20 protein-coding genes are annotated in these 23,613 nt (G+C 63.4%); 8 read left to right on the forward strand and 12 right to left on the reverse strand.

Annotated elements, in window-relative coordinates; all coding sequences use genetic code 11:
- Positions 1-63: 63 nt before the first annotated feature.
- From prpF to prpB, 4 genes are all read right to left on the reverse strand, one after another.
- A complete protein-coding gene (prpF, locus tag I6L36_RS21310; protein ID WP_109112660.1) occupies positions 64-1,263 on the reverse strand; it encodes a 2-methylaconitate cis-trans isomerase PrpF in 1,200 nt (399 codons plus the stop codon).
- A gap of 152 nt (positions 1,264-1,415) precedes the next feature.
- Positions 1,416-4,034: a Fe/S-dependent 2-methylisocitrate dehydratase AcnD gene (gene acnD, locus I6L36_RS21315; RefSeq protein WP_216822657.1), complete on the reverse strand. Its 2,619-nt coding sequence runs from the start codon at positions 4,032-4,034 to the stop codon at positions 1,416-1,418.
- Positions 4,034-5,191 carry a 2-methylcitrate synthase gene (gene prpC, locus I6L36_RS21320; protein WP_216986912.1) on the reverse strand — a complete coding sequence of 386 codons (1,158 nt, stop codon included), beginning with the start codon at positions 5,189-5,191 and terminating at the stop codon, positions 4,034-4,036. The genes acnD and prpC overlap by 1 nt, the downstream gene beginning before the upstream one ends.
- Positions 5,192-5,255: 64 nt before the next feature.
- Positions 5,256-6,155, reverse strand: coding sequence for a methylisocitrate lyase (prpB, locus tag I6L36_RS21325; protein ID WP_052814557.1), 900 nt, complete (start codon positions 6,153-6,155; stop codon positions 5,256-5,258).
- A gap of 382 nt (positions 6,156-6,537) precedes the next feature.
- Between prpB and I6L36_RS21330 the strand changes: the two genes are divergently transcribed.
- The gene (locus I6L36_RS21330) at positions 6,538-8,091 is read left to right on the forward strand and encodes a PAS domain-containing methyl-accepting chemotaxis protein (RefSeq protein ID WP_216986913.1); all 1,554 of its coding nucleotides are present in this window, start codon (positions 6,538-6,540) and stop codon (positions 8,089-8,091) included.
- Between the two features lie 103 nt (positions 8,092-8,194).
- Here the strand turns inward: I6L36_RS21330 and I6L36_RS21335 are convergent, their stop codons facing one another.
- Positions 8,195-9,787 carry a GGDEF domain-containing protein gene (locus I6L36_RS21335; protein WP_109112662.1) on the reverse strand — a complete coding sequence of 531 codons (1,593 nt, stop codon included), beginning with the start codon at positions 9,785-9,787 and terminating at the stop codon, positions 8,195-8,197.
- Positions 9,788-9,875: 88 nt separating this feature from the next.
- Here I6L36_RS21335 and I6L36_RS21340 point away from each other — a divergent pair, with 88 nt between their 5' ends.
- The 6 genes from I6L36_RS21340 to maiA all read left to right on the forward strand — a co-directional run bounded on the left by I6L36_RS21340 (position 9,876) and on the right by maiA (position 15,422).
- Complete coding sequence (locus I6L36_RS21340; protein WP_103242962.1) at positions 9,876-10,520, forward strand: TIGR01621 family pseudouridine synthase; 645 nt, start codon at positions 9,876-9,878, stop codon at positions 10,518-10,520.
- Complete coding sequence (locus I6L36_RS21345; RefSeq protein WP_109112663.1) at positions 10,517-11,170, forward strand: HAD family hydrolase; 654 nt, start codon at positions 10,517-10,519, stop codon at positions 11,168-11,170. Before I6L36_RS21340 ends, I6L36_RS21345 begins: the two co-directional genes overlap by 4 nt.
- A 239-nt stretch (positions 11,171-11,409) precedes the next feature.
- Positions 11,410-12,564 carry a 4-hydroxyphenylpyruvate dioxygenase gene (hppD, locus tag I6L36_RS21350; RefSeq protein ID WP_109112664.1) on the forward strand — a complete coding sequence of 385 codons (1,155 nt, stop codon included), beginning with the start codon at positions 11,410-11,412 and terminating at the stop codon, positions 12,562-12,564.
- On the forward strand, positions 12,557-13,705 hold the full coding sequence (locus I6L36_RS21355; protein ID WP_210556062.1) for a homogentisate 1,2-dioxygenase: 1,149 nt from the start codon (positions 12,557-12,559) through the stop codon (positions 13,703-13,705). Before hppD ends, I6L36_RS21355 begins: the two co-directional genes overlap by 8 nt.
- A 10-nt stretch (positions 13,706-13,715) precedes the next feature.
- On the forward strand, positions 13,716-14,714 hold the full coding sequence (locus I6L36_RS21360; protein WP_109113303.1) for a fumarylacetoacetate hydrolase family protein: 999 nt from the start codon (positions 13,716-13,718) through the stop codon (positions 14,712-14,714).
- A gap of 69 nt (positions 14,715-14,783) precedes the next feature.
- Positions 14,784-15,422, forward strand: coding sequence for a maleylacetoacetate isomerase (maiA, locus tag I6L36_RS21365; protein WP_010675120.1), 639 nt, complete (start codon positions 14,784-14,786; stop codon positions 15,420-15,422).
- A gap of 72 nt (positions 15,423-15,494) precedes the next feature.
- Here maiA and I6L36_RS21370 read toward each other — a convergent pair whose 3' ends face one another.
- The 5 genes from I6L36_RS21370 to I6L36_RS21390 form a co-directional block, all read right to left on the reverse strand.
- The gene (locus I6L36_RS21370) at positions 15,495-16,118 is read right to left on the reverse strand and encodes a glutathione S-transferase family protein (RefSeq protein WP_048208735.1); all 624 of its coding nucleotides are present in this window, start codon (positions 16,116-16,118) and stop codon (positions 15,495-15,497) included.
- Between the two features lie 128 nt (positions 16,119-16,246).
- Positions 16,247-16,747, reverse strand: a complete 501-nt coding sequence (locus I6L36_RS21375; RefSeq protein ID WP_109113015.1) for a thioredoxin family protein — start codon at positions 16,745-16,747, stop codon at positions 16,247-16,249.
- 167 nt (positions 16,748-16,914) lie between these two features.
- Positions 16,915-18,579: an asparagine synthase B gene (gene asnB, locus I6L36_RS21380; RefSeq protein WP_041213050.1), complete on the reverse strand. Its 1,665-nt coding sequence runs from the start codon at positions 18,577-18,579 to the stop codon at positions 16,915-16,917.
- Between the two features lie 205 nt (positions 18,580-18,784).
- Positions 18,785-19,153, reverse strand: a complete 369-nt coding sequence (locus tag I6L36_RS21385) for a cupin domain-containing protein (RefSeq protein WP_039038770.1) — start codon at positions 19,151-19,153, stop codon at positions 18,785-18,787.
- A 143-nt stretch (positions 19,154-19,296) separates the two neighbouring features.
- Positions 19,297-20,046 carry an HAD-IIA family hydrolase gene (locus I6L36_RS21390; RefSeq protein ID WP_010675115.1) on the reverse strand — a complete coding sequence of 250 codons (750 nt, stop codon included), beginning with the start codon at positions 20,044-20,046 and terminating at the stop codon, positions 19,297-19,299.
- Between the two features lie 200 nt (positions 20,047-20,246).
- Here I6L36_RS21390 and I6L36_RS21395 point away from each other — a divergent pair, with 200 nt between their 5' ends.
- Positions 20,247-21,266: an adenosine deaminase gene (locus tag I6L36_RS21395; protein ID WP_109113014.1), complete on the forward strand. Its 1,020-nt coding sequence runs from the start codon at positions 20,247-20,249 to the stop codon at positions 21,264-21,266.
- A gap of 74 nt (positions 21,267-21,340) precedes the next feature.
- Here the strand turns inward: I6L36_RS21395 and I6L36_RS21400 are convergent, their stop codons facing one another.
- Together I6L36_RS21400 and I6L36_RS21405 are read right to left on the reverse strand one after the other, a co-directional pair.
- Positions 21,341-22,327 carry a zinc-binding dehydrogenase gene (locus I6L36_RS21400; RefSeq protein WP_210556057.1) on the reverse strand — a complete coding sequence of 329 codons (987 nt, stop codon included), beginning with the start codon at positions 22,325-22,327 and terminating at the stop codon, positions 21,341-21,343.
- Positions 22,328-22,471: 144 nt separating this feature from the next.
- A complete protein-coding gene (locus I6L36_RS21405; RefSeq protein ID WP_109113112.1) occupies positions 22,472-23,581 on the reverse strand; it encodes an alkene reductase in 1,110 nt (369 codons plus the stop codon).
- Between the last annotated feature and the right edge of the window lie 32 nt (positions 23,582-23,613).

Here is a 23,613-nt window from a genome sequence, read left to right on the forward strand (position 1 = left end):
TGAGGCAGTCGCCTTGGGGCTCTTTTCGTCTGGCTGGCCTGGTCGGTGTGATGCCGCAGCGGGCTAGAAGGCATCTCCAGGGACCCGCACCCAGCCTTCCATCAGGATGCGGGCGGAGCGGGACATCACCGCTTTGGTGACCGTCCACTGTCCCGCTACCTGCTCTGCCTGGGCTCCGACTCTCAGGGTGCCGGAGGGGTGACCAACGCGCACCGCTTCGCGCTCGCCGCCCCCGGCGGCCAGATTGACGAGGGTGCCGGGAATGGCCGCCGCCGTGCCGATGGCCACGGCGCAGGTGCCCATCATGGCGTGGTGCAGCTTGCCCATGGAGAGGGCCCGCACCAGCAGATCGATCTCGCCGGCAATAATCTCCTTGCCGCTGGCGGTGCGGTAATCCTTGGCGGGTGCGACGAAGGCAATTTTCGGGGTGTGCTGGCGAGTGGCCGCCTCTTCGGGGCGCTTGATGAGCCCCATGCGCAGGGCACCGGCAACCCGGATCGCCTCGAAACGGGCGAGCGCTTGCGGGTCTGTGTTGATCGCCTCGCGCAGCTCGGTGCCCTCATAACCAATGTCCTCGGCGTTGACGAACACCGTGGGGATGCCTGCGCTGATCAGGGTGGCTTTCAGTACGCCGCTCTTTACAACAGACGCGGGTACCTCCAGATCGTCCACCAGATTGCCGGTGGGGAAGAGGGCGCCGCCGTCTTCACCCTCGTCGGACGGCTCGAGAAACTCCAGCACGATCTCGGCGGCGGGGAAGGTCACCCCGTCCAGCTCGAAATCGCCTGTCTCCTGCACCTGGCCGTTTGTCACCGGCACGTGGGCGAGGATGGTTTTGCCGATATTGGCCTGCCAGATCCGCACCTCACAGGTGCCGTGCTCCGGGATGCGGGACGGGTCCACCAGGCCGGCGTGGATGGCGAAGGCCCCGGCGCCGGTGGAGAGGTTGCCGCAGTTGCCGCTCCAGTCCACGAATGCCTTGTCGATGGCGACCTGGCCGTAGAGGTAGTCCACATCGTGATCGGGTTGCTGGCTTTTGGAGAGGATCACGCACTTGGCTGTGGAGGAGGTGGCCCCCCCCATGCCGTCCATGTGGGCGCCGTAGGGGTCGGGGCTGCCGATGACCCGCAGGAAGAAGGCATCCCGTGCCGGGCCCGGCTGCTGGCAGCGCTCGGGCAGGTCAGATAAGCGAAAGAAGACCCCCTTGCTGGTGCCGCCACGAAGGTAGGTGGCCGGAATTCTGACTTGTGGTATGTGGGCCATAGAGAGTGTCCTTAGAAGAGTCATTGATCCTGCTCCCTCTGGGAGAAGGTGCCCGAAGGGCGGATGAGGGGGATGTCCCCTCACCCCAACCCTCTCCCAAAGGGAGAGGGTGCCTTATGCCTTCCCCTTTTTCAAAGGGGCGGGGTTGCGATTTAGCTTGCGGCCTTTTGCGCGGTTGACGCCAGGAAGTCCTGGGCGAAGCGTTGCAGCACGCCACCCGCCTCATAGACCGAGACCTCCTCGGCGGTGTCGAGGCGGCAGGTCATTGGCACCTGGATCACTTCGCCGCTGCGACGGCGGATCACCAGAGTGAGATCGGTGCGCGGCTGGCGTGCTCCCACCACGTCATAGGTCTCGGTGCCATCGAGGCCCAGCGTGAGGCGGGTGGTGCCCGGTTTGAACTCGAGCGGCAGCACCCCCATACCGATGAGGTTGGTGCGGTGAATGCGCTCGAAGCCTTCCGCCGCGATCACCTCCACCCCGGCAAGGCGCACCCCCTTGGCCGCCCAGTCACGGGACGAGCCCTGACCGTAGTCGGCACCGGCCACGATGATGAGGGGCTGCTTGCGTGCCATGTAGGTCTCGATGGCTTCCCACATCCGCATCACTTTGCCGTCCGGCTCGACGCGGGCGAGGGACCCCTTCTGCACCACGCCGTTCACCACCGCCATCTCGTTGACCAGCTGGGGGTTGGCGAAGGTGGCGCGCTGGGCGGTCAGGTGATCGCCGCGGTGGGTGGCGTAGGAGTTGAAGTCCTCCTCCGGCAGGCCCATCTTCGCCAGATATTCCCCCGCCGCGCTGCCGGGCAGAATGGCGTTGGAAGGGGAGAGGTGGTCGGTGGTGATGTTGTCCGGCAACAGCGCCAGGGGCCTCATGCCGCGCAGGGTGCGCTCGCCCGCCAGTGCCCCCTCCCAGTAAGGGGGGCGACGGATATAGGTGCTTTGCGGACGCCAGTCGTACAGGGGCGTCACCTTGGGACTCTGATCCTCTTCCTGGGTGAACATGGGGATATAGACCTGGCGGAACTGGGACGGCTTGACCGACGCCTTGACCACGGCGTCGATCTCTTCATCAGACGGCCAGATATCCTTGAGGCGAATTTCCTTGCCGTCCACCACCCCCAGCACATCTTTTTCAATGTCGAAGCGGATGGTGCCGGCGATGGCGTAGGCCACCACCAGGGGCGGGGAGGCGAGAAACGCCTGCTTGGCATAGGGATGGATGCGGCCGTCGAAGTTGCGGTTGCCCGAGAGCACCGCTGTGGCGTAGAGGTCCCGCTCGATGATCTCCTGCTGGATGGCGGGATCCAGGGCACCGGACATGCCGTTGCAGGTGGTGCAGGCAAAGGCCACGACGCCGAAGCCGAGCCGCTCAAGTTCCTCGTCCAGTCCCGCCTCTTTCAAGTAGAGGGCGACTGTCTTGGAGCCGGGGGCGAGGGAGGATTTGACCCAGGGCTTGCGGCTGAGGCCGAGCCGGTTGGCGTTGCGGGCCAACAGGCCTGCGGCGATCACGTTGCGCGGGTTGCTGGTGTTGGTGCAACTGGTGATGGCGGCGATGATGACGGCGCCATCGGGCAAGAGGCCGTCAGCCTCCTGGGCACGAGCCTTGTCCAGATCCACCGCGATGCCCCGCGTGGCAAGTTCGGTCACCGGCAGGCGACGGTGGGGATTGGAGGGGCCCGCCAGGGTGCGCACCACGCTCGACAAGTCAAAGTGCAGCACCCGCTCGTACTGGGCGCTCGCCAGGGCATCGGCCCAGAGACCGGCCTCCCTGGCATAGGTTTCCACCAGCCTGACCTGCTCGTCGTCACGGCCGGTGAGTCTGAGGTAGTCGAGGGTCTGCTGGTCGATGAAGAACATGGCCGCGGTAGCGCCATACTCCGGCGCCATGTTGGAGATGGTGGCCCGATCGCCGAGGGTGAGGGCGGCGGCCCCCTTGCCACGAAACTCCAGGTAGGCGCCGACCACCTTCTGCTGGCGCAGGAATTCGGTGAGGGAGAGCACCAGATCGGTGGCGGTGATGCCGGGTTGCGGCTTGCCGGAGAGCTCCACGCCGACGATCGAAGGCAGCCGCATCCAGGAGGCGCGCCCCAGCATGACGTTCTCGGCCTCTAACCCACCCACCCCCACCGCGATGACGCCCAGAGCGTCAACGTGGGGGGTGTGGCTGTCGGTGCCGACGCAGGTATCCGGGTAGGCAATACCGCGGTCCGCGTGGATGACAGGGGACATCTTCTCCAGGTTGATCTGGTGCATGATGCCGTTGCCTGGCGGGATCACCTCGATGTTCTTGAACGCCTGCTTGGTCCAGTCGATGAAGTGGAAGCGATCCTCGTTGCGCCGATCCTCGATGGCGCGGTTCTTCTCGAATGCCTGGGGGTCAAAGCCGCCACATTCAACGGCCAGGGAATGGTCGACGATGAGCTGCACCGGCACGACCGGGTTCACCTGGGCGGGATCGCCCCCCTGCTCGGCGATGGCGTCGCGAAGGCCCGCGAGGTCCACCAGGGCGGTCTGCCCCAGGATGTCGTGACACACCACCCGCGCCGGGAACCAGGGAAAGTCGCGATCGCGCTTGCCATGGACTATCTGGCCGAGGCACTCGCCGAGGATGGTCGGATCGCATTTGCGAACCAGGTTCTCGGCGTGGACGCGGGCGGTGTAGGAGAGCCTGTCCCAGGCGCCGGGGGCGATGGCGTTCACCGCCTCCCGGGCGTCGAAGTAGTCAAGCTGTGTGCCGGGCAGGGGCTTGCGATATTGCGTGTTGATCATCACTTGCGCTCCTTGAGCGGCACGAACTGGAGATCCTCCGGGCCGACGTAGTTGGCGCTCGGGCGGATGATCTTGCCGTCGATGCGCTGCTCGATGACATGGGCCGACCAGCCTGAGGTGCGGGCGATGACGAACAGCGGGGTGAACATGGCGGTGGGCACCCCCATCATGTGGTAGCTGACGGCGCTGAACCAGTCGAGGTTCGGGAACATCTTCTTGGCCTCCCACATGGTGGACTCCAGCCGCTCGGCGATGTCGAACATCTTGGTGTTGTGCTGCTCCTGGCTGAGCTCGCGCGCCACCTCCTTGATCACCTTGTTGCGGGGATCGGAGACGGTGTAGACCGGGTGGCCGAAGCCGATGACCACCTCCTTCTTCTCGATGCGGGCGCGAATGTCGGCCTCCGCCTCGTCCGGGTTCTCGTAGCGCTTCTGGATCTCGAAAGCCACCTCGTTGGCGCCCCCGTGCTTGGGCCCGCGCAGGGCACCGATGGCTCCCGTGATGCAGGAGTACATGTCCGAGCCGGTGCCGGCGATGACGCGGCCGGTGAAGGTGGAGGCGTTGAACTCGTGCTCGGCGTAGAGGATGAGAGAGGTGTGCATGGCGCGAACCCAGGAGTCGCGTGGCTTGTGCCCGTGCAGCAGGTGCAGGAAGTGGCCGCCGATGGAGTCGTCGTCGGTCTCCACATGGATGCGTTTACCGTTGTGACTGAAGTGGTACCAGTAGAGCAACACGGAGCCGAGACAGGCCATCAGCTTGTCGGCGATGTCCCGGGCGCCCGGGTGGTTGTGATCGTCCTTCTCCGGCGACAGGCACCCCAGCACGGAGACGGCGGTGCGCATCACGTCCATGGGGTGGGCGGAGGGAGGCAACTGCTCCAGGGCGGTCCTGACCCCGGTGGGCAGGCCGCGCAGGGCCTTGAGCTTGGCCTTGTAGGCGGCGAGCTCCGCCACATTGGGCAGGTGGCCGTGCACCAGCAGGTGGGCTATCTCTTCAAACTCGCAGTTGGTGGCCACGTCCAGGATGTCGTAGCCACGGTAGTGCAGATCGTTGCCGCTGAGGCCCACGGTGCACAGGGCGGTATTGCCGGCGGCGGTGCCGGAGAGGGCGACGGATTTCTTCGGCTTGAAGCCGGTGGTTTCGGGCAGGGCGCTCATCACATGTTTCCTCATTCAGTCCGTTGATGCGCCAGCCGCCAGCATAAGGCGGCCGGTCGCCGTCTTATTCCTTGGTCGAAAGATCCTGGGTGAACAGCCTGTCCAGGGTCTGCTCGTAGTGGTGGTAACCGAGAAAATCGTAGAGGGACTCCCGGGTCTGCATGGTGTCGACCACGGCGCGCTGGTGGCCGTCGCGGCGAAGCGTCTGATAGACGTTGAGGGCGGCCTGGTTGGCGGCGCGGGCGGCGCTCAGGGGGTAGAGCACCATGTCGACGCCATGCAAGGCGAGCGCCTCCTTGTCAAACAGCTCGGTCTTGCCGAACTCGGTCATGTTGGCGAGGATCGGCACCCCGGCCGCCTGCCTGAAACGGTCGTACTGCTCGAGCTCGGTGACCGCTTCGGCGAAGATCATGTCGGCGCCCGCCTCCACATAGGCGGCGGCGCGCTCCAGGGCCGAGCCCAGCCCTTCCACCGCCAGGGCGTCGGTGCGGGCCATGATGACGAAACTCTCGTCCTGGCGGGCATCCACCGCCGCCTTGATCCTGTCCACCATCTCGGTGACGCTGACCACGGCCTTGTTGGGCCTGTGGCCGCAACGCTTCTGGGCCACCTGATCTTCCATGTGGACGGCGGCCACACCGCCGCGCTCGAAGGCGCGGATGGTGCGGGCGATGTTGAAGGCGCCCCCCCAGCCGGTGTCGATGTCCACCAAGAGTGGCACCTGGGTGGCGGCAGTGATGCGTTCGGCATCGATGAGCACGTCATTCATGGAAGTCATGCCGAGATCCGGCAGGCCATAGGAGGCGTTCGCCACCCCGGCGCCGGAGAGATAGAGGGCCTGGAAGCCGCTGCGCTCGGCCATCAGCGCCATGTAGGCATTGATGGTGCCGACTATCTGCAGGGGCTTTTCGTTGGCCAGGGCCGTGCGAAAACGCTTGCCGGCCGAGGGGGAGAGGTTGGACATGGTGACTCCTTTCATGGGGTGCGTGTCTGCTGGATGTGTAGGGTGAACGGCATCATCTCACACTACGTTTACGTTAACGTCAATTATGCTTAGGTCCAAGGTCGTATCAAGTGTGCTCTCCCCTGACGGGCCCCTGGTAACACCAGTAACACAGACTCGTTGGAACCATTTTTTGGTGTGATGCATCGTGTGGGAGAGAGGTGAACCTGGGAAAATGCCGAGTGTTTTTTGGCCAAACCTGGTCTTTTGGGGTCATAATCTTGCGCGGCGTCAAACAGGATGCAAATTGTGTCTCAGCCATCCTCCCCGACTGGGTCTCTGCGTTGCTTGCCCGTAGGCGTTTGGCTACGCTCAGTGGGTGATCAAACAAGGGGTGTGCGCCATGAAGAAAAGCCAGGTTCATCTCATCGACGAAGAGGTGGATTTTCCTGCCAATGAACAGCTGGTCTCCACTACGGACCTGCAGGGTGTGATCACCTACGCCAATGATCACTTCTGCCGGGTAGCGGGGTACAGCCGGGCTGAGCTCATCGGCCAGCACCACAACATGGTTCGCCACCCGGACATGCCCAAGGCTGCCTTTGCTGACCTCTGGGGCAAGCTCAAGCAGGGCAAACCCTGGCGCGGCATGGTGAAAAACCGCTGCAAGGATGGGCGTTACTATTGGGTGGATGCCTATGTCACCCCTATCTTCGAGCAGGGGCGGATCAATGGCTACCAGTCGGTCCGCAGTCGCGCCGCGCCGGAGATGAAAGCCGTGGCCGGGCGCACCTATGCCAGATTGAAGAGCGTGGAGCGGGGGGAGCGAAAGGGCGGATTGAGCCTGCGCCCGATGCGCCACGGGCTGGCCATCATCGGTGTCTTGCTGATGCTGGCAGGGGGGGCCTATCTGATGGGGCCCTGGGGGCCGTTGTTCACCCTGTTGCCTCTCTTGTGGCTGGCCCTGATCTATCGTGACACCCTCATCACTACCCCCCGTTATCTGCGACAGCTCGCGGACGAATATGACAGCCTGACCCGGCTCATCTATTCGGGGGAGGATGCCAGTGCCATTGCAGACTTCCACATCAAGCTGTTGCAGGCCAGGATCCGCACCGTCCTTGGACGAGTGGACGATGCGACCCTCTCCCTGCAGGATCTCGCGGTGCATCTGAAAACAGCCTCCAGCGAGGCGAGCGCCGACATCGCCGAACAGGATGTCCAGACCCAGCAGGTGGCGACGGCCATCACCGAGATGGCGGCGACAGCCCACGAGATTGCCCGCAATATCCTGGAGACGGACAACCAGATAGCCCAGGCCAAGGCGCACTGCCAACACACCGATCAGCAGCTGGAAGATACCCAGCACAGGGTGACGGAGCTGGCCACCCAGGCAGAGCATGCCTTCACGGCCGCCGTGGCACTGGCGGAGGAGTCGGACCGCATCGGTGTGCTGATGAGCGAGATCCAGGGCATTGCGGATCAGACCAATCTGCTGGCGCTCAACGCCGCCATCGAGGCGGCGCGGGCAGGGGAGCAGGGGCGAGGCTTTGCGGTGGTGGCGGACGAGGTGCGAACCCTCTCCACGCGCACCCACAAGGCGACCGAGCAGATCCAGAGCAGCATAGGCCAGATCCAGCGTACCCTGAACGGCTGGAAGGGCATGATGCAGCAGAACCTGCAACAGACCCAATCCTGCGTGACCCTGACCCGCCAGGGATCAGAGAGCCTGCATCAGGTGCTGGCGGAAATAGAACGGGTGGTGGAGCTCTCGGCCCAGATCTCGACGGCGGCAGAGGAGCAGCAGGTGGTGGTGGAGGACATCAGCCGCAACGTCAACGCCATCTCCCAGCACTCCCACACCAACAGCAACAAGATGCAGGACATGGACACCTCGAGCGACATCCTGCTCACCAAGGCTCGCCAGCTCAAATCCCTGGAGCAGACCTTCGGGTAAGAGCGGTCAGACTCATGCAATGCAGGAAGGCCACCCCTGGGGTGGCCTTCCTGTTTATTGGTTTCATGGGGGTATCGGCTCTGTGTGCCGGGAGATGAACCAGTCAGCCGGACTGCTCCGCCAGCGTGATGACGCGGCCACCCTTGTCACAATACATGGCCCTGTCGGCCTGGATGAGCCACTGCTCCGGGCTCCAGTCATGCTGGTAGTGGCTGACGCCGATGCTGATGCCCACCTGCATCGGCTGGTCATTGACCACGAAGGGGGTCTGCATGGCCTGGCGGATCACGGCGGTGACCTCCTCTGCCTGACGGATATCGTAGCCCGGCAGCAGCAGGATGAACTCGTCCCCTGCCAAGCGGGCAAAATAGCACTGGTGGCCGATGGCGTCGTGGATCCGTCGGGCCAGTTGGCAGAGGATGGCATCCCCCTGGCTGTGGCCGAAGTTGTCGTTGATGCGCTTGAAGTCATTGAGATCGCAAAACAGCAGGCAGCCAGGATTGTCGCTTTGCACCTGGTGTTTCAACTGCTCCATCAGGCTCAGTCGATTGGGCAGCCCGGTAAGGGGATCGAGGCGAGCCAGTTGCAGTATCTCCTGCTCTCGCTGCTTGCGCAGGGCCACTTCCTGGTTGAGCCGCTTGTTGCTCATCAGAAGATAGAGGGAGAGCAGCAGGATGAGACCACCAACACCCAGGCTCAGCAGGAACCATGGACGCCAGAAGATCCACTGTTCTGAGGGGACCTGATAGAGGAAACGGGTCAGGGAGGCCGGTTTGGCAAGGAGGCCTATCTCCACCAGCTGCCGCATGATGTGAGCGAAGCGATCCGGATTCATATACCCGATCTCCACATAGAGCGGCTGGATCATCTCCTTGCTCATCTGCAACTCGTATTCCATGTGGGCCTGGCTGCGGTTGACGCCATACTCCGTGCGCAGCAGGGCGATGGCTTCCTCGGGGTGGGTGAGGGCATAGCGCCATCCCTTGAGGCTGGCTGCACGAAAACGTGCCACCCGCTCCGGATTGAGCCGCTCCTGTGCCTGGGTGGTGAAGAGAATGTCGCTGTAGAAATCGATGCCGTAGTTGCGAGGGTTGATGACGGACACCGAGATGCCGCGCTCTTCCAGATAGAAGGGCTCATTGCTCAGATAGGCGTTGAAGATGTCTATCCGGCCGGCGATCAGATCGTCGATGTTGACCGAAGTGGGTACCGGGATGAGCTGGCGCTCGTGAAGCCCCTGATAGTAGAGGGTGGCCAGCAGTTCGGCATCCTGATGACCCGGAAACATCATGATCCGTTTGCCACGCATGTCCGCAACGGTGAGAATGCCGCTGTCGCGGCGTGCCAGGAAGATGGAGGGAGAGTGCTGGTAGACGCTGGCCAGCGCCAGCAGTGGCTTGCCCTGGGCGTAGTGGGTCAGCACCTCGGTGTTGCCGACGCCAAAGTCGGCGCGTCCGGCCAGCACCTCCTGAACCGGACTTATTCCCTTGCCACCTGGCCTTATCTCGACATCCAGACCGGCGTCGGCGTAATACCCCTTGGCCTTGGCCATGTGATAGCCCACAAACTGGGGCTGATGCAGCCAGCGCAACTGCAATACCACCTTCTCCGGCAGATCACGTGTCCGTTCACTGGCCTGGAGGGGCGAGAAGCAAGTGATGCCAAGCAACAACAGCCAAAACAGGCATTTTTTCATTCGTGCGATTCTTGTGCTGAGGGTCCATGAAGATGGCCTGCAGGCCTGCATTCAAGTTGTTAACAAGTAACATTCTAAAGGGTTATACATGTACCGGATACTATTGCAGCACAAAGATTTCATGGTGATCAACAAGCGTCCGGGCATTGGCATGCACGATGATGCCGGCGAGCCGGGTCTCGTCAATCGGGTCAGAATGGATACCGGTCTTGACCTCTATCCGGTCCATCGACTGGACAAGATGACCTCTGGGCTGGTGCTGCTGGCCCGCACCGCCGAAGCGAATCGCGCCCTCAGCATGGCTTTCGCGGCGCGGGAAGTGAGCAAGCAGTATCTGGCACTCTCCGATCGCAAGCCGAAGAAGAAGCAGGGCTGGGTGAAGGGTGACATGGAGAAAGGGCGAGGCGGCAGCTGGATGCTGAGCCGCACCCAGGATAACCCGGCCATCAGCTGGTTCGACTCCGTTTCGGTGCGCGAGGGGCTGCGCCTTTATCGCATCAAGCCCCGGACCGGCAAGACCCACCAGATCCGGGTGGCCTTGAAGAGCGTGGGAGCCCCCATCCTCGGAGATGAGCGTTACGGCGGCACGGCGGCGGATCGCGGTTATCTGCACGCCTGGCGCCTCGCCTTCACCCTGGCAGGTGAGAGCTTCGATCTCGTTTGTCCGCCCGATGAGGGGGCGCTGTTCCTCCTGCCCGAGTTGCATGCCGCCATCGCAGAGATCACCGAATGAGCGCTGCAACCGCGAGAGTCCCAGCCCGTGGCTGGATCCTGGCCGACTTCGATGACACCCTGGCGCCGGATGACAGCCATGCGGGGTTGCTGCGTTTCATCTTGCGCCGCCGTATCTGGCCGCTGCTGCTGTGGCCACTGATGGCGTTCGGTGCCGTGATCTATCTGCTGCCAGGTCATCGCAGTCGCGGCATTGCACTCATCTGGTGGGCCATCACCCTCGGGCTATCCCCCCTGGCCTGGCGCGCCCTGGTACGGCAGTACAGCCTGACCCGGCCCGGTCTGTATCGGGAGGCGCGAGCCCTCCTGACGGGGGAGGGGCACCGCTGCTGGGTCATCTCCGCCAGTCCCCGCGCCCTGGTCCGTGCCCAGCTCCATCGTCAACTGCCAAGGCTCCCTCACCGCATCATCGGCTCGCGGATGGGTTACCGTTTCGGCGGCCTGGTGCCGCGCTTCTATTGCCATGGCAGGCACAAGCTGCTGCCCGAGCTCCTGACCCTGGAGGCCGCACTCACCCTGAGTGACAGCCTGCACGATCTGCCCCTGCTGGCGTTGGGGGAGCAGGCCTGGCTCATCAACCCGCAAAGGACTCGATTGCTAAAGGCGAGGGCGGTGCTGCCCCATATCGAACCCCGTTATTGGTCGCTGTAAGGCAAAGCTGACAGCCTTGCGGGACGCTAACGAGCGCAGTGCAAGGTTGGGGCTGCTATGTCACATTTCATTTACATTTTTTGGCGCGGATCCCCGCCAAACTATCTGAACGCCGCCCCTTCTCATTCCCTGCGCTCGCCACTCTAATGAAACAAGTTGTTAACAAAGCCGTGCGGGCTGCCTGTCGAGCCCTTGCGGCGTGAACCGTTTCGTTATCAGTTCATCGCAAGGAGCGCATTATGACCACCCCTTCTTCCCGTACTCACACCATCAACCCCCTTGGCACCGACGGGTTTGAGTTCGTCGAGTACACGGCGCCGGATCTCAAGGGCATTGCGGCTCTCAAGGCGCTGTTCGTCTCACTGGGCTTTGCCGAAGTGGCCAAGCACAGGCACAAGCAGTGCTGGCTCTATCGCCAGGGGGACATCAACTTCGTGGTCAATGCCGAGCCCCACTCCCAGGCGGAGGAGTTTGCCCGGGCCCATGGTCCGAGCGTGTGCGGCATGGCGTTTCGGGTGAGCGATGCCGGCCGTGCCCAGCAGTACGCCATTGGCCAGGGGGCCAAGCCGTTTGTGGGCAAAATCGGCCCCATGGAGCTCAACATCCCCGCCATCTACGGCATCGGCGAGAGCACCCTCTCCTTTGTCGATCGCTATGGCGATCGGGGCTCCATCTATGACGTGGACTTTATCTTCTACCCCGACTGGCAGGCCCGCATGGCCGAGGTGGACGCGGGGCTCTATGAGATCGACCACCTGACCCACAACGTCCATCGCGGCAATATGAACCTCTGGTCGAATTTCTACGAGCGGATCGGCAACTTCCGGGAAATCCGCTACTTCGACATCGAGGGCAAGCTGACCGGACTGCACTCGCGCGCCATGACGGCCCCTTGCGGCAAAATTCGCATCCCCATCAACGAGTCGGCGGACGACAAGTCCCAGATAGAGGAGTACCTGCGCCAGTACAAGGGGGAGGGGATCCAGCACATCGCGCTCGCCTCTGCCGACATCTATCACACCATCCGCACGCTCAGAGGGCGGGGAACCGGCTTCATGCCGACGCCGGACACCTACTACGAGAAGGTGGACAGCCGGGTCGCGGGTCATCAGGAGGATCTGGCCGCGCTGAAGGCGCTGTGCATCCTCATCGACGGCTCGCCGACGAAAGACGGCATCCTGCTGCAGATCTTCACCGATACCGTCATCGGTCCCGTGTTCTTCGAGATCATCCAGCGCAAGGGTAACGAGGGCTTTGGTGAGGGCAACTTCCAGGCATTGTTCGAATCCATCGAGCTGGATCAGATCCGCCGTGGCGTGCTGGACGGATCCACGCAAGGGGAGGTGAACAGTGCCGCGCAGGGCCAGAAAAACGGAGAACCGAGCGATGCGTAACTGGATAAGCTTCCCCCATCGGGAGGGAACCCACTCCCGCCAGGCCCATGCCGATCTGCCGGAGCAGGCCATCTATGAGCGCGAGCTGGGGCGCTCGGGCTTCTTCGGTCCGGCCACCCACATGCACCACAAGCACGCTCCCACCGACTGGGTCAACTGGGAAGGGCCGCTTCGGCCACGGGCGTTTGACTTAAACGATCTGCAGGAGGAGGTGAGCTCCCTCTCCCCCTGGGTGATGCCGGATCTGCTCAGCAACCCCCACTGCCGCTACCGCATCTGGCGCCTGAGCGAGAGGATGCCGTTTCTGGTGCGCAACGCCGATGGCGACGAGCTCCTGTTCATTCACGAGGGGGGAGGCGACTTCTTCTGCGACTACGGCCATCTGACCCTGCGGGAGGGGGACTACGTGGTGATCCCCCGTGGCACCATGTGGCGCATCGAGCCCACCGCACCCCTCTTCATCCTGATGATCGAGGCGACGGAAGACAGTTATCAGCTGCCGGACAAGGGACTGGTGGGCAATCACGCCATCTTCGATCCGGCGGCCCTGGACGTGCCCGCCATCAACGAGCGCTTCCTGGCCCAGCAGGATGAAAACCCCTGGTCGCTGCAGATCAAGCGCCACGATCAGGTCTCGGTCGTCACCTGGCCCTTCAACCCGCTGGATGCACAAGGGTGGCACGGGGACTTGTGCGTGGTGCGCCTCAACTGGCGGGATATCCGCCCGCTGATGAGCCACCGCTACCACCTGCCTCCCTCGGCCCACACCACCTTCGTTGCGAGCCGGTTCGTGGTCTGCACCTTCGTGCCGCGTCCCATCGAGAGCGACCCAGGCGCCCTGCGGGTGCCCTTCTACCACAGCAACGACGACTTCGACGAAGTGCTCTTCTACCACGCCGGGGACTTCTTCAGCCGGGACAACATCAAGCGGGGCATGGTCACCTTCCACCCTGCCGGCTTCACCCATGGTCCCCATCCCAAGGCCTTTGCGGCGGGGCAGGCCCATGCCAAGACCTTCACCGACGAGGTGGCGGTGATGCTCGACACCCGGGATGCCCTGGCCGTCGGCCCGATCTGCGAAGGGGTTGAATACCCCGGTTATGTCACCAGCTGGCAGCGTCCAGAGGCGCTCGGCAAATAAGGAATTCGATATGAAACTGGCAACCCTGAACAATGGCAAGCGCGACGGCGCCCTGGTGGTGGTGAGCCGCGATCTGGCGCGCACCGTCCATGTGACGACCATCGCCCCGACCCTGCAGTCGGCCCTCGACCAGTGGGGAGAAGTGGCGCCGCAATTGGCGAAGGTTTATCAGCGACTCAACGATGGCGCCTGCCCCGACGCCTTCCCCTTCGATGAGGAGGCGTGCCTCTCCCCGCTGCCCCGCGCCTACCAGTGGATTGACGGCAGTGCCTACGTCAACCACGTGGAGCTGGTGCGCAAGGCGCGCGGCGCCGACATGCCAGAAAGCTTCTGGCACGATCCCCTGATGTATCAGGGAGGCTCTGACAGTTTCCTGCCGCCCCGTGGCCCCATCGTGATGGGCTCCGAGGAGTGGGGGATCGACTTCGAGTCGGAAGTCGCCGTCATCACCGACGACGTGCCCATGGGCACCCGTTCGCAGGGGGCGGCGAGCCACATCAAGCTCTTGATGCTGGTCAACGACGTGAGCCTGCGCAACCTCATTCCCGGGGAGCTTGCCAAGGGCTTTGGCTTCTTCCAGTCCAAGCCCTCCAGCAGCTTCTCGCCGGTGGCCATCACCCCGGACGAGCTGGGGGATGACTGGCGCGATGGCAAGGTCCACCTGCCCCTGGTGACCCACCTCAACGGCGCCCTGTTCGGGCAGCCCGACGCCGGGGTGGACATGACCTTCAACTTTGATGAGCTGATTGCCCATGCCGCCAAGACAAGGCCGCTCGGGGCGGGCTGCATCATCGGCTCGGGCACCGTCTCCAACTACGACAGAAGCCGGGGATCCTCCTGCCTTGCCGAGCGGCGGATGCTGGAAATTATCGAGTCAGGTCAAGCCACTACACCCTTTCTGCGCTTTGGTGATACAGTGTCCATCGCGATGCAGGATCGCAACGGGATGAGTCTGTTTGGCACCATTTTGCAGCGGGTCACGCAAGCAACGGCCAAGCGGGCTAGCTAGGAGAGCCCGACCCCGGGAGGGGCGGGCGACACGGCAGGTGGCAGACACCTGCCACCACAGGGACACACTATGCTGCAGTTGTTTGGATATTGGCGCTCATCGGCCAGCTTTCGTGTGCGTTTGGTACTGCAACTCAAGGGGCTCGATTATGAGCAGCACCCGGTCAACTTGCGGCAGGGTGAGCAGAAGGAGAAGGCCTACCGCCGGGTCAATCCCCAGGGACTGGTGCCGTTTCTCGTGGACGATGACGTGCATCTGGGTCAGTCGGTGGCCATCATGGAGTACCTCGACGAGACCTATCCCGCCTACCCCCTGATGCCCTCCGCCCCCATCGAACGTGCCCGGGTGCGCCAGATCGTCAACATGATCGCCTGTGACACCCACCCCCTCAACAACCTGCGCGTGCTGCACTACCTGGAGCAGGAGTTGGGGCAGAGCAAGATGGCGCGGGATGCATGGTATCGCCACTGGATAGACGAGACCTTCACCGCGCTGGAACAGCTTCTCATGACCACCGCCGGCATCTATTGCGTGGGCAACGAGGTCACCCTGGCGGACTGCATGCTGGTGCCCCAGGTCTACAACGCCCGTCGCTTCGACATGACCCTGGATGACTACCCCACCATTGCGCGCATCGTCGCCAACTGCGAGCAGTTGCAGGCCTTTATCAAGGCCGCCCCCGCCAATCAGCCGGATGCCCAGCCCTGAAGCTGTGCAGACCGGGCCAGCGCGTTGGCCCGGTCTGCCGTCTCTTTCCTTGCCCGGGTTATCTTGCTCGCCTCAGGGCGTGCCATTGGCCCCGTAGCGTCGAAACCCCGGCCGCTCTTTCAGTCGCTGGTAGTAGTCGTCCACGGCGGGTAGCGACGGGCGATCATAGGGCGTCTCCAGCCAGCGGTTGACTGACAGCCCGATGGGAATGTCTGCCAGCGAGAAGTGCGGACCGGCCACATATCCTCCGGTTGTTTGAAGCTGTCTCTCCAGGATCTCCATGCAGTGAGACCACTGCAGGCAAGCTGCGTGAAGGGCCTGATGGTCTTGATGCTGGGGGGAGCGCCTCACCAGCGACAGGAAGGCGTAGCGCCAGGCGGTGTTCAAGTCCGATGCCTGCCAGTCAATCCATTGATCGACCCTGGCCCTGGCTCTCGCCTCGGCGGGATAGAGTGCATTGGCACCATGGCGCGTCGCCAGGTAGCGGATGATGGTGTTCGACTCCCACAGCGTAAAATCCTCATCCTGAATGACGGGCACCATGGCATTGGGGTTGAGTGCCAGAAACGCCGGGGTGTCCGTGGGTCTGAAGCCGGATCCCCACTCCTCCAGCTCGAACGGGAGGGTCAGTTCGGCACAGGTCCACAGTACCTTGCGCACATTGATTGACGACGCCTTGCCCAGTATTCGCAACATCTTTTTCGTCCTTGTCCTGGGTGATGGATGGTCGGTGTGTCGCAGACATGCCACTTCCCTGTTTGCGCTGCCATCAAGGCCCTGTACTGTCACTGACCGTGCGGGGCCCTGTTTGATTGACTGGCGAGTCAGCCGTGGGTGGTCCTGGGCTGGAAATAGGCGATAAATTTGCCGAGTTTCTCCCCGTCGTAACTCTTCCCCTTCTCCAGCAGCCCGGTGTTGAAGGACTCGAGCAGCCTGCCTTTGGCATCCAGCACGTAGAAGTGGGGGACCCCCAGATACTCGGGATAGGCTTTCAGGAAGGATTCATTCTTGTTCTGCTCGCTGACGTTCACCTTGACCACCACGAAGGTGCGGTTGAGCTGGCCGGCGAGATCGGGTTCCCGGTCTAGAAAGCGGTTCATCTCCTGGCACCAACTGCACCATTCGCCCCCCACCAGCAACAGGACTTTCTTGCCCTCGGCACTGGCCTTGGCGGTAGCGGCGGCGAGATCGCGGGCCGGATCCCGCGTCTCGTCATAACCCTGGCTGTAATCGGGCAGGCTCTGACTCCAGAGGTGGTCGCCCGCGCAGGCGGCGCCATTGAAAAGGAGGGTGCCCAGTATCAGGGGCAGTAACAGTCGTTTCATGGTCTCTTCCTTGTGTCGTTATCTTTGCTTCCAGGCGCAGACAATGTGACACGAGGCGTTTCCTGCGCCAAGCCGCAAACAGGGAAGGGGAAGGCAAAAAGCGGCAATGGAATGGCAGAAAACAACAAAGCCCCTCGAGAGGGGCTTTGTATTCAGGTCAGGGGCGATCAGTAACCCTGCTGGTGGACGTCCATCACGGCGCGACCGGAGGGGTCGGCCATCTCCTTGAACTTGGCATCCCATTCGAGCGCGGTCGGGGTGGAGCAGGCGACCGACTTGCCGTAGGGCACGGTGCGGGCGGCGGACTCCAGCGGGAAGTGCTCGTCGAAGATGGCGCGGTAGTAGTACGCCTCCTTGGTGAGCGGGGTGTTGACGGGGAAGCGGAAGGCCGCGGCCTCGAACATTTGATCCGTCACCTCTTCCTCGACCATGGCTTTCAGGCTGTCAATCCAGGAGTAGCCCACGCCGTCGGAGAACTGCTCCTTCTGGCGCCACGCCACTTCGTGGGGCAGCAGATCCTCGAAGGCTTCCCGCAGGATGTGCTTCTCGATCTTGCCCTTGCCGCACATCTTGTCGGCGGGATTGAGGCGCATCGCCACGTCCATGAACTCCTTGTCGAGGAAGGGCACGCGGCCTTCCACGCCCCAGGCGGCCATGGACTTGTTGGCGCGCAGGCAGTCATAGAGGTGCAGGGAGGCGAGCTTGCGCACGTTCTCCTCGTGGAACTCACGGGCGTTGGGGGCCTTGTGGAAGTAGAGGTAGCCGCCGAACAGCTCGTCGGAGCCCTCTCCCGACAGCACCATCTTGATCCCCATCGCCTTGATGTAGCGGGCCATCAGATACATGGGCGTGGAGGCGCGGATGGTGGTGACGTCATAGGTCTCGAGGTGATAGATGACGTCACGCAGGGCATCCAGTCCTTCCTGCACGGTGAAGTGGATCTGGTGGTGGATGGTGCCGAGGTGATCGGCCACCTTGCGGGCGGCAGCGAGATCCGGCGACCCTTCCAGGCCCACGGCGAAGGAGTGCAGTTGCGGCCACCAGGCTTCGCTCTTGCCATCGTCTTCCACCCGGCGGGCGGCATAGAGCTTGGTGATGGCGGAGATGACGGACGAATCCAGACCACCGGAGAGCAGCACGCCATAGGGCACGTCGCACATCAGCTGGCGCTTGACCGCCGCTTCCAGGGCCGCTTTGAGCTCGGCCTTGTCGCTGACGTTGTGCTCGACCGGCGCGTATTCCATCCAGTCCCGTTTGTACCAAGTTTTAAGCTCGCCATCCTTGCTCCACAGGTAGTGTCCCGGCGGGAAGGTCTCGACGCTCTTGCACACCGGCACCAGGGCCTTCATCTCGGAGGCGACATAGAAGTTGCCGTGTTCGTCGCGGCCGGTATAGAGGGGGATGATCCCCATGTGGTCGCGACCAATCAGGTAGGCATCCTGCTCGGCGTCATAGAGGATGAAGGCGAAGATGCCGTTCAAATCGTCCAGGAACGCCGGGCCCTTCTCCTTGTAGAGGGCCAGCAGCACTTCACAGTCGGAGTGGGTCTGGAACTGGAAGTCGACCTTGAGGTTCTTCTCCAGCTCCTTGTGGTTGTAGATCTCGCCGTTGACGGCCAATACGTGCGTGCGCTCGGGGTTGTAGAGAGGCTGTGCGCCGTTGCCCGGATCGACGATGGCCAGGCGCTCGTGCACCAGGATGGCCTTGTCGGAGCTGTAGACGCCGGACCAGTCAGGCCCGCGGTGACGCAGTCGCTTGGACATCTCCAAGGCCGATTTGCGCAGGGCAGTGGCGTCGGTCTTGATGTCCAGAATGCCGAAAATAGAACACATTGGCGGTAATCCTCTTGATTTTTATATGAGCCCCCCACGTTTGGGCTCGAAATTCCATTTACATTCCTCGCCAATCACAATGCCTAGCGGAAAACCCTTTTGCAAGCGGGAAAACCGCAGAAAATCATGCCGTAAGCGTCAAGTTGCGCAGGGGATGGCGGCCGCCCGGCCGCCTGAAGAGAGAGGGTCAGGGTTGACGTGCGCGTCAAGTCGCGGCGGGTTCGAAGATCACATAGAGCTTGCGACAAGGGGTGAGGGTCTCCCACTGCCCGACAAAACCGGCGGGAATGACGAACTGATCCCCCGGTTTGAGGTGCAGGCGGCCGCCCTGCTCGTCGTGGATCACCGCCTCCCCTTCCAGCATCTGGCAGTATTCGTGTTCGGTATAGTGAACGGCCCAGCAGCCCGGCTCGCAAGCCCAGAAGCCCACGTGAAACTGCTGGCTCGGGTCGGAGTAGTGGTTCCATGCCGTCTGGCTCGGCGTTCCGGCCCTGATGCGCTCGGGGGCTGGCATCATCGGGGTGGGGGAGACAGTGTGCTTGTCCAGCAGGATCCAGTCGTTCAGGCTCTTCATGGTGCGTCCTTGGGGTGGCGAGGGGAGCATCCTGCTCCCGTTTAGTTTGTTTAACGATGTTGCGCTTACGTTAAACGAAACGGGCCCCCTTTGCCAAGGGGGCCCGTGCAGGCTGAAGGCTACCGGAAGGGCGGCACCCGGGATCAGACGATGTCGATGTCCACCACGGAGTCGAAGATGTGGTTCGGTCGAAACGGCATGCGGTCGATGTCCGCCACCTTGCTCACCCCGGAGAGCACCAGCACCGTCTCGAGACCGGCCTGGAAGCCTGCCAGGATGTCGGTGCGCAGGTTGTCGCCGATGATGATGGTGTCGTCGGAGTGGGCCTCCATCCGGTTGAGGGCCGCGCGAATGATCCAGGCGCTCGGCTTGCCGACATAGAAGGGCTTCTTGCCGGTCATCCGCTCGATGGGGGCACACAGGGCGCCGCAGGCCGGGTACATCAGGGGGCCGTGGGTATCGGGGTTGGTGGCGATGAAGCGGGCCCCCTGATCCACGAACTTGGCGCCCTGCTGCATCATGGTCCAGTTGTAGTTGCGGGTCTCCCCCACCACCACGAAGTCGGGGTCTATGTCGGTGATGGTGAAGCCGGCCTTGTAGAGCTCGTGGGTCAGGGCCCCTTCGCCAATCACATAGGCCTTCTTGCCATCCTGGCGCTTGAGAAAGTCGGCGGTGCCCATGGCGGAGGTGTAGAAGCACTCCTCGGGCACCTCTATTCCGGCGGATCGGAAGCGGTTTTGCAGATCTTTCTGGGTCTGGGCCGGGTAGTTGGTGAGGAACAGGAGCTTGCTGCCCTGCTCCAGCAGGCGGTGGACGAAGCGGTCGGCGCCGGGAATGAGATCGTTGTTGTGCAGGATGACGCCGTCAATGTCACAGATGACGTTTTTCTTCATGAATTCTCCTTGTAGGGCGCAAGAGCGGGGACAGGGCATCCCTCTGTTCGTCTCTTCAATCGGTTATGGTTTTTGTGCCGCCATTATAAGGCCCTTTGATGACAAGTCTCCTCCGGCGGGCCAGATGGGTGCACAATGAAGGCGAAGGGAGGCGCCGCCCCGGTGGTGCCCGCACGGAGTCTGACGATGGAGCCGTCATCATGGAGCACTTTATTGCCGGCTTGCCCAAGCTGGAACTGCAGCTGCATATCGAGGGAACCCTCGAACCCGAGCTGATGTTCGCGCTCGGCCAGCGCAACGGGGTGGCGCTGCCCTGGCCCGATGTTGGCAGCCTGCGCGCCGCCTATGAGTTCGACGGCCTGCAATCCTTCCTCGATCTCTACTACCTCGGTGCCAGCGTGCTCATCCACGAACAGGATTTCTTCGACCTCACCTGGGCCTATCTCGAGCGCTGCGTTGCCGATCACGTGGTGCACGTGGAGATCTTTTTCGACCCCCAGACCCACACCGCCCGCGGCGTGCCCTTTGCCACCGTGTTGGGGGGTATCGAGCGGGCGCTGCAGGCTGGCGAAGCAGCCTTTGGCATCAGCTGGCGGCTCATCATGAGCTTCCTGCGCCACCTGAGTGAAGAGGCGGCATTCGCCACCCTGGCAGAGGCCACGCCGCACCTGGCGCGCCTGCACGGGGTCGGCCTCGATTCGGGGGTGCAGGGCAACCCGCCCAGCAAGTTCGCCCGGGTCTTCGCTCGCTGCCGCGAGCTGGGGTTGCCGCTGGTGGCCCATGTCGGCGAGGAGGGGCCGGCTGACTACATCTGGCAGGCGATCCGGGAGCTCGGAGTGCAACGCATCGATCACGGGGTGAGCTGCGTCGAGGATCCCGCGCTGCTGAGCTATCTTGCCGACACCCGGCTGCCCCTCACCGTCTGCCCCCTCTCCAACGTGCGGCTCAGGGTGTTTGACCAGATGGCCCACCACAATGTGCTGAGGCTGCTGGAGCAGGGGCTCTGCGTCACCGTGAACTCCGACGATCCCGCCTATTTCGGGGGATACCTGGGGGCCAACTTCCAGGCCCTGGCCGACGGGCTTGGCGCCAGCCAGGAGCAGTTGTGCCGCCTCAGTCTCAATGCCGTGGAGGCGAGCTGGCTGAGCCTCGCGGACAAGGTGCGTCTGACCCGGGACATTCGCCTCCATGCCGCCCTGCACGGGGTGAGCCTGCACTGAGCAGGCCGCCTTGCACACCTTGAATGCAGGAGGCCCGCCATGGCGGGCCTCTTTGTGCCATCGTTGGGCGGGTATCAACCCACCCTCACCAGATACTTTTCCCCTTGTCCCTCCTGCTTGACGCGGGTGAGCAGGGCGGGCAGGGCGTCGAAGTCGCCCACCACCAGCGGCGGCAGGGTCAGCTCGCCGCTCGCCATCTGCGCCATCATGGCGACACCGGCCGCTACCAGACGGCTCCACTGTTTGTCCGAGCCAAAGGCGTGCTGGGCGCCGAGGGCAATCTCGTGCAACGAGTGGCAATGGCTAAAGGCGGGCAGCGGGTTGCGCGCGATGCGCCCGAGCACCGTCACCATGTGGCCGTAATAGCCAAGGGCAGGCAGCAAGGCTTCTGCCTGCTGGCTGGAGACCAGATCGATGATCCCCTCGAAGGGTTCACCGCCGTTGGCGGCCTGCAACTGGGCCAGCCAGTCGGGATCCCGATAGTCCGCCACCCCCTGCACGCCTAGCTGTTTGAGCCACTGGTGATGGCGCGGGCTGGCGCTGGCAAAGACGCGGGCCCCCTTCTGGAGGGCAAGTTGCACCGCGAAGCGGCCGACACTGCTGCCAGCCCCCGTGATGAGCAGGGCCTCCCCGTGCAGGTGAGGCAGCTTGGCCAGTGCCTGCCAGGCGGTGAGGCCGGGGCAGGGGAGCGCGGCGGCCGCCTCGTCGCTCAGGGCATCGGGCACCGGCATCAGGGCGCGAGCCGGCACCAGGGTGTGGCGGGCAAAGCTGCCGCCGTGGCGCAAGTCGGTGTGATAGGCGACCCGGGTGCCGGGGCGCAGGTGGGTGACGTTGGCCCCTGGCGCCACCAGGGTGCCCATGCCATCGACGCCGGGCACATGGCCTGGCTGCCAGTGGGGATGACCCTGTTCGATGAGTTTCCAGTCCACCGGATTGAAGGCGATGATCCGGTTGGCGACGAGGACCTCGTCGGGCCCGGGGGTGGGGAGCGCTTGCCGGGTGAGGGTGAGCTGGTCCGGTTCACCGGGGGCGTGCCAGCACCAGGCCTGGGTATGGGTCATGGTGACTCCTTGGATGAGAGGGGTGGGTGCCTTGATTGAATTACATGGCGTAACAATGCCTTGAACTGCTGTTGCACTGGCAAGACAACAAGGCGAGCCCCCTGTTGGAGGGCCCGCCCTGGAAGAGGTTCGGCGCCAGCCGCCTTATGCCCGCTCTGCCCCATAGACGGGGTAGTCCGTCAGCCCTTTCTCGCCGCCGCCAAACAGGGTGGCGGGGTCATGGGGGGCGAACGGATGGCCGTGGCGCAGGCGGTTCGGCAAGTCGGGGTTGGCCACGAAGGGGCGACCGAAGCCAATCATGTCGGCCCAGCCCGCCTCGATGGCGGCGCGTGCGCGTTCCCCATCGTACTTGCCGGCGTAGATGAGGGTGTTGGGGAAGGCATCGCGCAGCCCCTGCTTGAAGCTCTCCGCCATCAAGGGGGCGTCGTCCCAGTCCGCTTCGGCGACGTGCAGATAGACCACGCCGAGCTGGCCCAGCAGGCGCGCGGCGGCCAGATAGGTCTCCTGGGGGTTGGCATCCACGGTGCCGTTGAGGGTGGTGAGCGGCGCAAGGCGTACCCCGACCCGGTCGGGACCGATCTCGTCACAGACCGCCTCGGTCACCTCTTTGAGGAAACGCAGCCGGTTTTCGAGCGAACCGCCATAGCCGTCGGTGCGGGTATTGGACTCGGAGTCGAGGAACTGGTTGATGAGGTAGCCGTTGGCGGCGTGCAACTCGATGCCGTCAAAGCCCGCTTCCATGGCGTTGCGGGCGGCCCGGCGAAACTGCCCCACCACGGCGTCGATGTCGGCCTGGGTCATGGCGCGCGGGGTGACGGTCTCCACAAACCCCGGGGCATCGCTGCCGTTGTCGACGAACACCTTCACTCCCTTGGCCTGGATGGCGGAGGAGGAGAGGGGCTGGGCGCCGCCGATGTTGCCAGGATGGGTGACCCGGCCCACGTGCCAGAGCTGGGCGAACATGATGCCCCCCTGGGCGTGGACCGCGTCTGTTACCTGCTTCCAGCCTGCCACCTGCTCGGCGCTGTGGATGCCCGGCGTCCAGGCGTAGCCCTTGCCCAAGGGATCTATCTGGGTGCCTTCGCTGATGATGAGGCCGGCCCCGGCACGCTGGGCGTAGTAGGTCGCCATCATGGCGTTGGCCACGTCCCCGGGCTGGCTGGCGCGGGAGCGAGTCATGGGGGGCATGACGATGCGGTTGGCAAGGTGCAGCTGGCCGAGGCGAAGGGGGCAGAACAGGGGATCGTGATGCATGATGGATTCCTCAATCTTTGGGCGTGAGGTGA

Source organism: Aeromonas sp. FDAARGOS 1406 (assembly GCF_019048565.1).
GTDB lineage: Bacteria > Pseudomonadota > Gammaproteobacteria > Enterobacterales > Aeromonadaceae > Aeromonas > Aeromonas caviae.